Annotated in this window: 11 protein-coding genes; 4 read left to right on the top strand and 7 right to left on the bottom strand. The window is 71.0% G+C overall.

Annotated elements, in window-relative coordinates; genetic code table 11:
* Positions 1-48 precede the first annotated feature (48 nt).
* The gene (locus tag ACFO60_RS05320) at positions 49-927 is read left to right on the top strand and encodes an IclR family transcriptional regulator (protein ID WP_380837683.1); all 879 of its coding nucleotides are present in this window, start codon (positions 49-51) and stop codon (positions 925-927) included.
* 8 nt (positions 928-935) lie between these two features.
* Here the strand turns inward: ACFO60_RS05320 and ACFO60_RS05315 are convergent, their stop codons facing one another.
* Positions 936-2225, bottom strand: coding sequence for a phenylacetate--CoA ligase family protein (locus ACFO60_RS05315; RefSeq protein WP_380837680.1), 1290 nt, complete (start codon positions 2223-2225; stop codon positions 936-938).
* Between the two features lie 442 nt (positions 2226-2667).
* Between ACFO60_RS05315 and ACFO60_RS05310 the strand changes: the two genes are divergently transcribed.
* Together ACFO60_RS05310 and ACFO60_RS05305 are read left to right on the top strand one after the other, a co-directional pair.
* The gene (locus ACFO60_RS05310) at positions 2668-2886 is read left to right on the top strand and encodes a hypothetical protein (RefSeq protein WP_380837678.1); all 219 of its coding nucleotides are present in this window, start codon (positions 2668-2670) and stop codon (positions 2884-2886) included.
* A 460-nt stretch (positions 2887-3346) separates the two neighbouring features.
* Entirely contained in the window at positions 3347-3655 is a 309-nt protein-coding gene (locus ACFO60_RS05305; protein WP_354838641.1) for a muconolactone Delta-isomerase family protein, read from the top strand.
* A gap of 3 nt (positions 3656-3658) precedes the next feature.
* Here ACFO60_RS05305 and ACFO60_RS05300 read toward each other — a convergent pair whose 3' ends face one another.
* The 6 genes from ACFO60_RS05300 to ACFO60_RS05275 form a co-directional block, all read right to left on the bottom strand.
* Positions 3659-4690 (bottom strand): ABC transporter ATP-binding protein, encoded by a 1032-nt coding sequence (locus ACFO60_RS05300; RefSeq protein WP_380837675.1) that lies wholly within the window; start codon positions 4688-4690, stop codon positions 3659-3661.
* The gene (locus tag ACFO60_RS05295) at positions 4687-5664 is read right to left on the bottom strand and encodes an ABC transporter ATP-binding protein (RefSeq protein ID WP_380837672.1); all 978 of its coding nucleotides are present in this window, start codon (positions 5662-5664) and stop codon (positions 4687-4689) included. Before ACFO60_RS05295 ends, ACFO60_RS05300 begins: the two co-directional genes overlap by 4 nt.
* Positions 5661-6542 carry an ABC transporter permease gene (locus tag ACFO60_RS05290; protein ID WP_380837670.1) on the bottom strand — a complete coding sequence of 294 codons (882 nt, stop codon included), beginning with the start codon at positions 6540-6542 and terminating at the stop codon, positions 5661-5663. The genes ACFO60_RS05295 and ACFO60_RS05290 overlap by 4 nt, the downstream gene beginning before the upstream one ends.
* Positions 6539-7597, bottom strand: coding sequence for an ABC transporter permease (locus tag ACFO60_RS05285; protein ID WP_380837667.1), 1059 nt, complete (start codon positions 7595-7597; stop codon positions 6539-6541). Before ACFO60_RS05285 ends, ACFO60_RS05290 begins: the two co-directional genes overlap by 4 nt.
* The gene (locus ACFO60_RS05280; protein WP_380837664.1) at positions 7594-9369 is read right to left on the bottom strand and encodes an ABC transporter substrate-binding protein; all 1776 of its coding nucleotides are present in this window, start codon (positions 9367-9369) and stop codon (positions 7594-7596) included. Before ACFO60_RS05280 ends, ACFO60_RS05285 begins: the two co-directional genes overlap by 4 nt.
* 207 nt (positions 9370-9576) lie before the next feature.
* Entirely contained in the window at positions 9577-10614 is a 1038-nt protein-coding gene (locus tag ACFO60_RS05275; RefSeq protein WP_380837661.1) for a TrmB family transcriptional regulator, read from the bottom strand.
* Between the two features lie 91 nt (positions 10615-10705).
* Here ACFO60_RS05275 and ACFO60_RS05270 point away from each other — a divergent pair, with 91 nt between their 5' ends.
* The gene (locus ACFO60_RS05270; RefSeq protein WP_380837658.1) at positions 10706-14026 is read left to right on the top strand and encodes a S8 family serine peptidase; all 3321 of its coding nucleotides are present in this window, start codon (positions 10706-10708) and stop codon (positions 14024-14026) included.

Here is a 14026-nt window from a genome sequence, read left to right as displayed (position 1 = left end):
TTAATGTCCTTGAAACTTAAATCACGATGTGGACAGGCAGGTGCGTAGGTGACTGTCCTGGCAGACAAGTCTGCGGAATCCCGTCGCCTGACGTCGGCCCAGCGCGTGCTCTCGATTCTCGGCGTTTTCGACGCCGAGAACCTGACGCTGTCCCTCAGCCAGATCAGCCGCAGAACCGGCCTCACGCTCAGCACCACCCATCGGCTCGTCAACGAGCTCCGCTGCTGGGGCGCGCTGTCCCGGCACAGCGACAGCAAGTACAGCATCGGCCTGCGCATCCTGGAGCTCGGCACCCTGGCTCCCGACGGCGGTCAGCTTCGCGAGATCGCGCTTCCGCTGCTGCACGATCTGCAGCACGCCACCCGGGCCAACATCCATCTCGGAGTGCCCGACGGGCACGACGTCGTCTACGTCGAGTCGCTCCGCGCCAGGGACACCGTGCCGGTGCGGAGCAGGCTCGGCGGACGCTGGCCCATGCACGCGACCGGCACCGGCCTGGTGCTGCTCGCCCACTCCTCCCAGGAGTTCCAGGAGGAGGTGCTCGCCTCCGACCTGTGCCGGTACACCGCGAACACGCTGACCGAGCCGGACGCGCTCAGGCCCTTCCTGGCCGAGGTGCGCAGGTCGGGCGTCGCCGTCGCGGAGAGCCAGCTCACCCCCGGCGTGATGGCCGTCGCGGTGCCGATCCGCGGTCCTCAGGAGCACGTCGTGGCCGCGGTCGGCATCACTGTGCCGAGCAGATCGCGCTCCCCCCACTCCTTGGTGCCCGCTCTGGCCTCGACCGCCCGAAGCATCTCTCGCGCCCTCGGAGCGCCGTCGGCCGCCGCCGGGGCGCCTCGCACGCCCGCGCACTGGCAGGCGCGCGAGGTCGGGCACTCCACCCCGGCGAGACGTCAGGGGCCGAGGCCGGCCGGCGGAGCCCGCTGAGAAGTGGGTCAGCCGGAGACGCGGGTCAGGCGGGACTTCATCTCGGTGCGCTCCAGCGAGCCCGCAGGGACGAGGATCACCTCGGCCCGCACCGTCAGCCGGGCCCGGATCAGCTCCTCGATCTCGCGGCGCAACCGCTCGCGGTCGCCGGGCTCGTCTCCGAGCTCGACCTCGACCCGCAGCGGCGGCTCCACCCGCGGGCCGGGGCCCGGCAGGACGATCTGCACCATGCCGTTGGCGCGGGGACGGACGGTCTGCACCAGATCGCGGATCGCCGTGGGGAACACGTTCACCCCCAGCACGATCAGCATGTCGTCCGTGCGGCCCACGCAGCGGATGAGCGGCGCCCCGTCGGCGGCCAGCCCGGTGACCAGCACCCGGTCCCCGGTGCGGAAGCGGACCAGGGGGCAGCACTCGCGGTCCACCGAGGTGTAGACGAGTTCACCGGAAGCGCCCGGCTCGGGGGTGATCGACTCGCCGCTGCCGGCGTCGACCAGCTCCACCACCACGTGCCGGCCGCCGGTGAACCGCATGCCGCCGGCGCCCGGAGGCTCGCCGAACAGCACCGGCGCCATGTCCGCGTTGCCCAGGCCCTCGGTGACCCGCGCGCCCCACTCTTCCTCGATGTACCGCTGGAAGGCCGGCTCGCCGCCGCCGGGCTCACCGCCCACGAAGACCTTGCGGATGCCGAACTCCCGGGGGTCGCGCCCCAGATTGCGCACATACTCGGCCAGGTAGCGCACGTAGGAGGGAGTGGCGTGCAGCGCGGTGACGCCGAAGGTGTCCAGCGCCTGCACCGCCTTCTCCGACGCCCCGGTGCCGACCGGGATCATCGTGCAGCCGATGCGCTCCAGCGCGTCCCGAATCGGCAGCCCGCCCACGAACAGGGTCAGCCCCGCGCCGTGCAGGACGACGTCCTCGCGCCTCGCGCCCATGGTGACGAACGCTCGGGCCGCCATCGCGGTCCACGCCTCGGCGTCGCGCCTGGTCACCCCCACCCAGCTCGGGGTGCCCGTGGTGCCGGTCGAGGCGTGGACGCGGATCACCTCGACCATGTCCACGCCCGCGTGCCGCCCGAGCGGAGGTGAGGCCGCCTGGGAGTCGCGCAGCATCCGCTTGTCGGTGAAGGGCAGCTTGCGCATGTCGTCCAAGGACACCGGCGCCGCCGGATCGACCCCGTGCTCGGCGAACAGGCCGGCGTAGAACGGAGAGCGCGCGGGCAGCCCGGCGAGCTGCGCGCGGAGCCTCGCGGTGACGGCGTCTCGGTCCTCGGCCATGACGAAGCCGGGTTCGGTCACGAATCGTTCTTCCGTGTCGCGGTCATCCTCATGTGATCCTCGTTTCGTGATTCGAGCGGACACGACGGCGTCCGTGGCGATAGAGGAGAATCCGCGGCGACGCCTCGTGGCGGTCATCAACGGTGGTCTCACTATGCCCAGATGCCGGACCGGCGAGCGACATCGCTTTCGCGCCACGGAAACAAAGCCGTCCCCGGTCGCCTGTCCGATACGGCCACTTCACCGGAAATGGGAGACCACCGGCCGCGGGATCCCGGTCGCCCGCGAAGGGCTTCAGCAGGCGGACGGGAAAGTTTCACCGATCGCGGCCGGCCTGTCCGGGGCCGTCCCAGGTCATATCGCCGGGATCGGCGACGGAGGACACCATGATCTGGATTCACGCCGTTCGCGCTGTAATGCTCCGCATTGAAAGTCCCACGATCGTCCACTCGACGGAGGATTGATGCGCAAGATCCGAGCCTTGGCCGTCGCCGGCGCCTTGATCAGCGGGCTGGTGGTCGCCGGGAGCGCCACGCCCGCGCACGCTGACACCCTCCGCAACGTCTACTACTCCTCTTCCGACTGCTACCGGTACGGGGACTACGGCGTCCAGAACCACCTGTGGACCTGGTACCGCTGCGAGTACCAGTACAACCTGTGGTTCCTGTGGAGCGTCCCGTAAGACGGGACATTCGCCGCCTTACCGCGGCCTTCCCCACGGTCCGCACCACGACGTCGGTACGAGATGAACGCCCCGCGCCGGCACGGCGCGGGGCGGCGCTGCTTTCTGGTAACCGGTGAACGGATCGCCCTGTGCGACATATCCGTATATGACGTAATCGGAGTGGATGTGGCGTAGGTCTTTGTGCCTTTCCCGGGACGCGGGAAGACTGGCGGCAGACAGGTTCGACGGATCTCGTTTCCAGAGGTCACGGACGATCGCTCCACTGCACGACGCACTGTGGCATGGCTATGAGCACGTCGCCGGGATCCCGCCGGATGCCGGCGCCTCGCCCCGCCCTCCGGCCATGACGGCCGTCGCCGAACCGCTCGCGGCCGGAATGCCGGCGCGGGCATCCCGTCGCACGGCGGGCCTGTTCCGGCGCCGTGACCACCGTCATGCTCCGAGCATTAGGAGACCCATGCTCTTCTACGTCCAGATGAAGTGGAATCACGAGGGCCGGATCCACCTCGACGAACTGTGGGACATCGAGGTCGACGAGGCGGAACACGTCCTGAAGTCGATCGAATCGGGGTTCTGCGTGGGCATATGGAAGGTCGCCGCGCAGAAGCGGCTGATCGCGATCGTCGACTCGCCCGACGCCGAGGAACTGGACCGGACCGCGCTCGGACGGCTCCCGATGCGGGAGTACCTCGAGTACGAGCAGGTCTGGCCGCTGCGGGACTACCTCGGCTTCGTCGAGGACGTGAAGAAGGGCTATCGGGTGTGACCCTCAGCCGGGGTCGCGGGTGATCTGGGCGTCCCGTGCCTCGGCCGCGTAGTGGCAGGCGGCCTGCGGTCCGGGACGGGCCGGCAGCACGGCAGGCGGCTCAGACCGGCACCTGCCGTCCACTCCCGCCTCGGCGGCGCGGCCGGAGGCGAGCACCTGGCAGCGGGGGTGGAAGCGGCACCCCGCGGGGATGCGGGTGGGGTCCGGCGGCTCGCCGGCCAGCACCACCCGCTCGGGCGACTCCGGCAGCACCGACAACAGCGCCTGCGTGTACGGGTGCCGGGGCGCGGTCAGCACCTGCTCCACCGGGCCCGACTCGACGATCCGCCCCAGGTACATGACCGCCAGCCGGTCGGCGATGTTCCAGGCCAGCCCCAGGTCGTGCGTGACGACCAGCGCCGACAGCCCCAGCTCGTCGCGCAGCTTGAGCAGGAGCGCGAGGATCTCGCCTCGTACCGAGGCGTCGAGCGAGGCCACCGGCTCGTCCGCGACCAGGACCTTCGGGTCCAGCGCGAGCGCCCCGGCGATCACCACGCGCTGGCGCTGGCCGCCGGACAGCTCGTGCGGGTAGCGGCGGAAGAACGTCTCCGGCGGGCGCAGCCCGGCACGGGCCAGCGCTGAGGCCACGATCTCCCGCTCGCCGGCCAGGCCGTGGATGCGCGGCCCCTCGGCCACCGCCTCGTAGACGGTCTGCCGCGGATTGAGCGACCCCATCGGGTCCTGCAGGACGAGCTGCACCTGCCTGCGGTAGGCCTTGAGCGCCCTTGGACGGTGGCTCAGCGGCGTCCCGCCGTACACGACGGAGCCGGAGGTGGGGCGTTCGAGGCCGAGCAGCGTACGGGCGAGCGTCGTCTTGCCGCAGCCGGACTCGCCGACCAGTGCCACGATCTCGCCCTGCCCGATGGCCAGGTCGACGCCGTCGACGGCGCGGGCGCGCCGCCCCCGGGAGGCGAACTCCACGTGCAGTCCGCGCGACTCCAGCAGGGGTGCGCGTCCGGTGGTCACCGGCCCGGCCGACGTCTGCGCCCCGGTCATGAGGCCTCCTGTTCCTTCTCGCGGACGTGCACGCAGGCGGCCTCGCGGCCCTCGCCCGCGGGACGCGGCTCGACGTCCAGGGTCGAGCACTCCTCCAGCGCCACCGGGCAGCGCGGGTGGAACGCGCAGCCGCCCGGCAGCCGCATCGGGTCGGGCGGGTCGCCGCCGAGCCCTTTCGGGGCGAGCCGGGAGGCCGGGTCGCCCACCGTGGGGAACGCCGCCGCCAGCGCCCGGCTGTAGGGGTGCGCGGCCGCGTGGTACACCTCGCGCGACGGCCCGTGTTCGACGACCCGCCCCGCGTACATGACCGCGAGCCGGTCGCACACGTCGGCCAGCACCGACAGGTCGTGCGAGATCATGACGAGCGAGATGCCCCGCTCGGCGACGAGTCGCTTGATCAGCGTCAGCACCTGCGCCTGGACCATCACGTCGAGCGCGGTGGTCGGCTCGTCGGCGACGATCAGCCGGGGCGAGCAGGCCAGGGCCATCGCGATCATGACGCGTTGCCGCTGGCCGCCGGACAGTTCGTGCGGGTAGCTGCGCGCCCGCCAGTCGGGCAGGCCGACCTGCCGGAGCAGTTCGGCCACCCGCCCCCTGGCCGCCTCGGGCCCGGCCAGCCCGTGCGTCAGAAGCGGCTCGGCGATCTGATCGCCGATGCGGTGCACGGGGTTGAGCCCGTGCTGCGCGCCCTGGAACACGATGGAGGCCTGCGCCCAGCGGACGGCCCGCAGTCTCCCCCACTTCATGGTGAGGACGTCCTCACCGTCGAGCAGGATCCGGCCGCCGACGCGGGCGCCGCGCGGCAGCAGCCGCAACAGCGCCATGGCCAGCGTCGACTTGCCGGATCCCGACTCGCCGGCGATTCCGAGCGCCGCTCCCGCCTCCAGCGTGAGCGACACCCCGCGTACGGCGGGAACCTCGCCCGCCTCGATCGTGTAGGTCACCGAGAGGTCGTCCAGTTCGAGGAGGCTCATGCCGCCCTCCTCAGCCGCGGGTTGAGCACGGTCTCCAGCGCCCTGCCGCACAGCGTGAACGCCATCACCACCGCCAGGATGCACAGGCCGGGGATGAGGATGTACCACCAGGCGCCGTGCGTCGCCGCGCCGTAGTCGTAGGAGCCGCGCAGCATGGTCCCCCAGGAGGTCTTGTTCGCGCTGACGCCGAGGAACGCCAGCGTGGACTCGGTGACGATCGCGCTGGCCACCTCCAGCGTGGTGCTGGCCAGCAGCAGCGGCGCCACGTTCGGCAGCACGTGCCGGGTGGTGATGTGCCAGTGCCCGCCGCCGAGCGCCCTTGCGCGCTCGATGTAGGGCCGGGCCTCCACCGACAGGGTCTGCGCCCTGATCAGGCGGGCCGTCACCGGCCAGGTGGTGACGCCGATCGCCATGATGATGGTGAAGGTGCTGCCGCCGAGGACGGCCGCCAGCACCATGGCCGTGATCAGCGAAGGCAGCACGAGGAACCAGTCGGTGATCCGCATCAGCACCACGCCGGTCCAGCCGCGCAGGTGACCGGCGGCGATGCCGACCACCATGCCGATGACGATGCTGACCAGCGCGGCGAGGAACCCGATGAGCAGCGAGGTGCGCGAACCCCACCAGACCATCAGCAGGATCGACCTGCCGGACTCGTCGGTGCCGAACGGGTGCTCGGCACCGGGAGGGGCCCATCGCGCGCCCGTGCCGGAGATCACGCTCGTCACGGTCTCGTCGATGAACAGCGGCGCCACCAGGGCGAGCGCCACGGCCGCGAGGAGCGTGGCCAGTCCGGCGACGCCGGCGCGCTCGCGGCGGAAGCCGTCCCAGAAGCCGCCGAGCGCCTGGCGCCGGCGCGTCCAGGCGACGCTCGTCATGCCGACCTCACCCTCGGGTCGAGCAGATGGTAGACGACGTCGGCCAGCGTGTTCATGATGATCACAGACACCGTGATGAGCAGGAACGTGCCCTGCATGAGCGTGAAGTCGGGCACCTTTATGGCCTCGTAGAACAGCTGACCCAGTCCTGGCCAGGTGTAGATGTACTCGACGGTGACCGCGCCGCCGACGATGAAGCCGACGCGCATGAAGACCAGCGTCACCGTGGGCAGCAGCGCGTTGGGCACCGCGTGGCGCCGCCGCACCTCGTCGTCGCGCAGGCCCTTGGCCCGCGCCACGTTCACATAGTCCTGGCCGACCTCCTCCAGCAGCGAGGAGCGCATGACCAGCAGATATTGGGCGTAGACGACCGCCACCAGGGTCAGGCAGGGCAGCACCATGTGCGAGGCCACGTCGAAGACGTAGCCGAATCCATCGGGCGCGTCCACGCTCTCGATGCCGCGGAACGGCAGGATGCCGGGGATCGGCCCGATGCCGACGCCGAACGCCATCATCAGCAGCAGCCCCAGCCAGAACGTCGGCACCGACCACAGCACCAGCGAGACGCCGGTGGAGACGCGGTCGAACCGGGAGCCGTGCCGCCAGCCCGCCCGGGCGCCCTGCCAGATGCCCAGGCTGACCGCGATGACCAGGCCCGTGCCGGTGAGCAGGAGCGTCGCGCCGAACCGCTCCCCGATCAGGTCGAGGACCGGCCGCTTGTACTCGTAGGAGGTGCCCAGGTCGAAACGGAGGATCTGGCCGGCGAAGTCGAAGAACTGGTCGACGGTCGGCTTGTCCAGGCCGAGCCGGTGCCGCTCCAGGTCGAGCTGTTCCGGCGTCATCCTGCGGCCCTGGGCCAGGTTGCGCACCGGGTCGCCGGGCAGCAGCCGGAACACGAAGAACGTGCCGACGATCACCATGGCGATGCTGAGCAGCGCCCCGCCCGCCTTGGACGCCGCGTAACGCAGCGTGCCGCCGCGGGCGGGACGGCCGTCGCCGCCCGAGCCCGCCGCCTGGGCGGCGACAGGCTCGGCCGCTTCGAGCGGAGCCGTCATTCCCGGTCGTCCGCTGTGCTCTTACGTCGCCGGGTCAACAGGAACGCCGCCAGGCCCAGCACCAGCACGCCGCCGGCCACGCCGGCGATCAGGCCGACACCTCCGCCCCCGCCCGCTCCGCCTGTGGCGGCGCGGGTCGCGGCGACGTCGACGGTGTAGAAGGGCCAGTAGCCGCTGCCGCCGTAGAGCACCCCGTCGTCCTCGGGTATCGGGGTGATGCTCGTGACGCGGTCCTTGCGGTAGGCCTCAAGGTCGTTGTTGTAGTAGAGGGCGATGACGGGGGCGTCGGTGTAGAGGCGCCCCAGCATCCGCTTGATGATCTCGGCGCGCTTGCCGCGGTCGAGCTCCTTGAGCTGCTCCTGGTAGAGCTTCTCGAACGTCTCGTCGCAGTAGAACGACTCGGTGCCGCCGCCCTCGCCGGTCGGGGTGGGCCGGCGGCTGCACAGGTGCGTGGCGAGCACCTCTTCGGGGTCGGGGTTGACCGACCAGCCGCTGATCGCGATGTCGAACAGGCCGGTGACGCCGGTCTCCTCGGTGAACTTGCTGCTGTCCAGCTTCTTGGTGGTCAGCGTGACGCCGATCTCCTTGAAGAATCCGGTCAGGTACTCGGCGAGCTTGTCCTCGATCGGCGTCTCGGTGTGGATGCTGAACCGGAACTCGAGCTTCCTGCCGCCGCCGGGCATGGTGCGGACGCCGTCGGCGCCCTTCTTGTACCCGGCGTCGTCGAGGATCTGGTTGGCCTTGGCGACGTCGTGGCCCACCTTGTCCTCGCCGGTCGCCTCCCAGAAGAAGTCCTTGTACATGGGCGGCACGATGGACCCGTCGGCGACCTTGGCCAGGCCGTTCTGCACCTGGTCGACCAGCTTCTGCTTGTCGATGGCGTAGTGCAGCGCCTGGCGCACCTTCGGGTCCTTCAGCGCGGGGTGCCCGTCGCCGACGGGCTTGTCGTCGGTGGTCGTGGCGCCGTGGTTGATCTGCAGGTACGCCGAGCGGCGGCCCTGGTTGTCCCACTGCTGGATGTTCGGGTCGCCCTTGACGGCCTCGAACTCCGGCGGGCTGAGACGGCCGATCAGGTCGATGTCGCCCTTCTTCAGGCCGGCGATGGCGGCCTGCGGGTTGTCGTAGAAGATGACCTGCAGCTCGTCGATCTTCGGCGCGCCGCGCCAGTAGCCGGGATTCGCCTTGAGCTTGACGTACTGGTCCTTCTTGTGTTCCGTGGCGACGAACGGCCCGCTGCTCACCGACGGGTAGGCGTCACCGTCGTAGTCGGCGAGGCCGGTGATCCCCTCCCAGACGTGCTTGGGCATGATCGGGATCGGGTTCTCCAGCATCGACGCCTGCGGGGCCTTGAGCTTGATGACCAGGTCCTGTCCGCTGGCCGTGACGCTCTCGAAGTTCTCGACGGCCGGGCCGTTGGCGGTCTTGGCCGCGTCGTCGGTCATGATCTTGTTGAACGTCCAGGCGGCGTCCTCGGCCGTGACCGGCTTGCCGTCCGACCACTTCGCCTGGCGGATCTTGAACGTCCAGGTCAGCCCGTCGTCCGAGGTGGTCCACGACTCGGCCAGGTCGGGGCTGGGCTGCAGGGTCTTCGAGTCGGGCACCGTCAGGTACCCGTACATCCACCGGTGGATCGAGGTCGAGACGAGCCGGACGGCCAGGAACGGGTTCATCGAATCCACCGCCTGCGTGGCGCCCACCCGGAGGACCTTCTTCCCCGCCTCGGGGGCCTGGGCCAGCGCGGCGTGGCCCTGACCGGCGACTAACAGGGTCACACATAGCACAGCCAGGCGTGTGAACCATTTCCTCATCGTGCGCCTCACCTTCCGGCGGGGGGGTTGCTCCGTGTAGACGAAGGCACACCATACGAAGATCGCGTGTCAACGATGGGCGGAGGATTGTTTCATCATCGTTTCCTTCCGGGAGCGAAATTTCAGCGTTCTTCGCCCACCCCCGGCCCCCCGCCGCGCCCCGTGAGCGGGTCAGACGAGGCCGCGGCGGCCGGCCTGGGCGCCCGCCTGGAAACGGGTCTCGGCGTTCAGCTCGTCGAAGAGGTGGCGCAGGCGGCGGCGGAGGCTGCGCGGGCTGGTGCCGAGCTGGCGGGCGATGGCGTCGTCCTTGAGCCCGGCCGAGAGCAGCGCCAGCAGCCGGCGGTCCTCCAGTCCGGGCTCCGTCACCTCACGGTCCTCGTCGCCCTCGCCGTCCCGGCCGGCCTCGCCCCCCGCCGGCTCGGGCGCGCCGTCACGGGCCGCGGGACGCGGGTAGACCGGGACCGCCTCCCGCCACATGCGGCCGAACAACTCGGCCAGGGCCACCACCATGGTCGACCCCTTGATCAGCACGCTGCCGGCCAGCGGCTGGTCCATGCTCAGCGGCATGATCGCCAGCCGCCGGTCCACGAGCACCATCTTGAACGGCAGTTCGGCCAGAACCCGCGCGTCCTCGCCCGCCCTGAGCTGGTTGTCCAGCTCGTCGAGCGCTCCCGTGTGCAGGAACGCCTCCCGCGCGTAGATCGCCCGGTAGCGGACACCCTCGCGGAGGCGTTCGGCCTCCAGAGTGTTGCGGTAGTCCAGCACGTACGGCGGCCGGTCGAAGGTCAGCACTTCCTCCCTGGCCTCCTGCTGCAGCCGGACGTACCACCGGGCGGTCTCCTCGGGCCCGGCCAGGATCTCGAACTGGCCGCCCTCCGCCGGATCCTGGCCGACGGCGCGGAACGCCGCCTCCAGCGCGTCGGCCGTGTCGGTGAGCCGGTCCAGCTCGGTCTGCATGCCGCGGACCAGCGAGCGGATCGCGGTCCCCGGGTTCGTCGCCGTCCAGCGGGGCGACCGCCCCCACAGGCGGCTGACCATGCCCTTGGCACGGAGCCTGCTCAGCGAGGACTGGACGCGGCCCGGGCTCTCCTCGCTTCTCGCGACGAGCTCCTGCGCCGTGATGCCGGGAGAGGCCAGCACCGCGCGGTAGATGCCCTCGTCGAAAGCGCTGATGCCCACGGCTTCCAGCGTCGGCACGTCGTCTAGCATGCCCGAGATCTTGGCCACTTCCGGCGGCTGCCGCAATAGGCCACCTGACCTCTCTTGTCAGCAAAATTCGCATACCGTTAGAAATCGGGTCGTGCTAGAGAGAACCGCCCTTGTCGGCGCTGTGATAGCGGCCCTGGTAGCCGCCGCCACGCCGGCCCAGGCGACCCCCACCCCCTCCCCCTCCCCGCAAACGCCGCAGGCCGCCGCGAAGGCCGGCGCTCCCAAGACGGTCACCCTCATCACCGGCGACCAGGTCACCCTTCGCCCGCTGCCCGACAAGCGGTCCCAGCTCAGCGTCAAGCCGGGCCCGGGCCGCGAGAAGATGAACTTCATTCATCGCCGGACCGAGGACGGGCTCAGCATCGTCCCCGTGGACGCGATGCCCCTGCTGGCCGCGGGCCGGCTGGACCCCCGGCTGTTCGACGTCACCCGGCTCGCCGCGCTCGGCTACGACGACGCCGCCAGCTCGGCGCTCCCGCTGATCGTGACGTACTCCGCCGGCGCCGCCGCCACCCTGCGCGTCGCGGGCGGGCGCCCGCTGCCCGCGATCAACGGGATCGCGCAGAGCGAGCCGCACGCCGGCGCGGGCACGCTCTGGAAGTCCCTGACCGCGCAGGCCAAGGTGGCGTCCGCGCCCGAGAAGGTCTGGCTGGACGGCAAGGCCAAGGTCTCCCTGGACGTCAGCGTCCCGCACATCGGCGCGCCCCAGGCATGGGCGGCCGGCTACAACGGCAAGGACGTGCCCGTCGCGGTGCTGGACACCGGCTACGACGCCGGCCACCCCGACCTGCAGGGCCTGGTGACCAAGACCCAGAACTTCACCGACGAGCCCGACGTCACCGACCTCCACGGCCACGGCACGCACGTCGCCAGCACGGTCGCCGGATCCGGCGCCGCCTCGGGCGGCGCGTACAAGGGCGTCGCTCCCGGCGCGAAGCTCCTGATCGGCAAGATCTGCGACCAGACCGGCAACTGCCTCGACTCGGACATCATCGAGGGCATGACCTGGGCGGCGGAGAACGGCGCCCGCGTCGCCAACCTCAGCCTCGGCGAACCCGACACCCCCGGCGTCGACCCGGTGGAGCAGGCCGTCAACACGCTGTCGGAGCAGTACGGCACGCTGTTCGTCATCGCGGCCGGCAACGACGGCCCCCAGACCCTCGGCACGCCGAGCAGCGCCGACCGCGCGCTGTCGGTCGGCGCCTCCTTCAAGGACGACGACACGCTCGTCGGCTTCAGCAGCACCGGCCCCCGCCCCGGCGACGGCGCGGTCAAGCCCGACCTCATCGCGCCCGGCGCCGGCATCATCGCGGCCAGGGCCGCCGGCACCGGCGCCCCGGAGGAGAACGACGCCTACACGTCGATGAGCGGGACGTCCATGGCCACCCCGCACGTGACGGGAGCGGCGGCGATCATCGCCGGCGAGCATCCCGACTGGAAGGCCGACCAGATCAAGTCGGCGCTGATGGCCTCCACCGCGCCCGGCGACGAGCTCGGCGCCTACTACCAGGGCTCCGGCCGCGTGGACGTCGCCCGCGCCGTCGCCCAGCACGTCACGGCCGAGCCCGCCTCGCTGAGCATGGGCTACCTCGAACTGCCCAGCCCCTCGCCCGTCAAGCGCACGCTCACCTACCGCAACGACGGCGACGCCGCCGTCCGGCTCGACCTGAGCGTGACGGCCAAGGACGGCCACGGCGCGACCGTGACGCCGTTCAAGCTCGGCGCCACCACGGTGGAGGTGCCCGCGCGCGGCGCCGCGCAGGTCGAGGTGACCGCCGAGCCGTCCGCGACCGGCATCTTCAGCGGCACGGTCATCGCCACCGGCGGCGAGGTCTCCGTGCGCACCGGCATCGGCATGCAGGTCGAGCCGGAGAGGCGCGGCCTCAAGCTGACCTTCACCGGCTCGGACGGCAAGCCCGCCCAGGCCGCGTTCGCCGGGGTGATCGACCTCGACGCCAAGAGCCAGGACAACTACGACATCGCCGATGGCGCGCTGGACCTGCGGCTGGAGAAGGGCCACCGCTACACGGTCGTCGCGCTCATGCTCGACCAGGACGGCGCCACGGTGATGGCGTCGGACCCGGAGTTCACGCTCGACGCCGACCGCGTCTTCGCCGCCGACGCCCGCAAGGCCCGGCCGGTGGACGTGCGCACCGAGGAGCCGACCGCGCGGCTGGCGATCGGCATGCTGGGCATGCTCCAGCTCGTCGAGGGGCAGCAGCCGCTCGGCGTGGACGTCGAGCTGTTCGACAGGTGGGGAGCCGACCGCGTCGAGGGCGTCAAGGCCATCCCCACGACCCGCACGGCGAGCAAGAAGTTCGCCTTCTACCGGTGGACGCAGTGGGCCAAGCCGAAGGGCGACGGCGGCTATGACGACAGCCCGTACTTCTACCACCTGATGAAGGCCGAGCCGCGCATCCCCGCCGACCCCGGCTACCGTCCGCGCCGCCGCGACCTCGCCGAGGTCACCTCCACCTACGCCACCCAGCAGGACGCGAAGTTCGGCGAGCACTTCGCCCTGCCCGTGCTGTACGGCAAGGAGATGGCCTGGATGCCGTACGGCGAGGTGTCGAAGTTCTCGCTCCCGTTCCGGCGGACCGAGTACTACACGCCCGGCGACACCGGCTGGTACCCCTCCTTCATCCAGTACAAGGCGATCGACGCCTGGGACAACATCGACCAGTTCTTCTTCGGCCAGACCACCGTCTACCGCGCCGGCCAGAAGACCACCGACCGCTGGAACACCGGCGTCTTCGCGCCCGCGCTCAACCCCGGCGGCGACTACAACTGGCGCGAGGACAACCTGCTGCAGTTCGCCACCGGGATGTTCGAGGACGGCGTGCCCGGACGCCACTCCTACGGCGACTACCGCTCCCCGCGGTCCAAGCTCTACCGCGACGGCAAGGAGATCTGGGCGGCCGACTACCTGGGCGGCAACGTCGACGCGCCCGCCGACCGCAGGCCCGCCGACTACCGGCTCACCATGACCGCCGACCGCGACCCGGCCATGACCAGGGTGTCCACCCGCGTCAGCGCCGAGTGGCGGTTCCGGTCCACGACGCCCGAGCCGGGCAGGCGGCAGGTGCTGCCGCTGATGACCGTCGCGCTCAAGCCGGAGCTGGACGACCGCAACCGGGCCGCCACGGGCCGCATGAGCATCCCGCTGCGGGTCGAGCGGCAGAACGGCTCACCTGACCTGAAGGTGTGCAAGCTCACCGTGGAGATCTCCTACGACGACGGCCGCACCTGGCTGCCCACGCTCGTGCACCCCTCGGGCAAGGGCGCCTGGACCGCCGAGACCTCGCACCCGTCCGGCACGCGCGGCAGGTTCGCCTCGCTGCGCGTCAAGGCCGCCGACACCGGTGGCAACGCCTTCGACGAGACCGTCATCAGGGCCTACGGAATCAAGTGA

Source organism: Sphaerisporangium dianthi, from assembly GCF_042654065.1.
In the GTDB taxonomy this organism is placed as follows: Bacteria; Actinomycetota; Actinomycetes; order Streptosporangiales; family Streptosporangiaceae; genus Sphaerisporangium; species Sphaerisporangium dianthi.
The sequence above is the reverse complement of the archived record's forward strand: the minus strand, read 5'-3'. Positions and strand labels throughout refer to the sequence as shown.

Bases quoted from the DNA above. Each gene is read 5' to 3' on its own strand.
- ACFO60_RS05310 (WP_380837678.1), top strand. From the start codon at position 2,668: ATGCGCAAGATCCGAGCCTTGGCCGTCGCCGGCGCCTTGATCAGCGGG.
- ACFO60_RS05305 (WP_354838641.1), top strand. From the start codon at position 3,347: ATGCTCTTCTACGTCCAGATGAAGTGGAATCACGAGGGCCGGATCCAC.
- ACFO60_RS05300 (WP_380837675.1), bottom strand. From the start codon at position 4,690: ATGACCGGGGCGCAGACGTCGGCCGGGCCGGTGACCACCGGACGCGCA.
- ACFO60_RS05295 (WP_380837672.1), bottom strand. From the start codon at position 5,664: ATGAGCCTCCTCGAACTGGACGACCTCTCGGTGACCTACACGATCGAG.
- ACFO60_RS05290 (WP_380837670.1), bottom strand. From the start codon at position 6,542: ATGACGAGCGTCGCCTGGACGCGCCGGCGCCAGGCGCTCGGCGGCTTC.
- ACFO60_RS05285 (WP_380837667.1), bottom strand. From the start codon at position 7,597: ATGACGGCTCCGCTCGAAGCGGCCGAGCCTGTCGCCGCCCAGGCGGCG.
- ACFO60_RS05275 (WP_380837661.1), bottom strand. From the start codon at position 10,614: ATGCTAGACGACGTGCCGACGCTGGAAGCCGTGGGCATCAGCGCTTTC.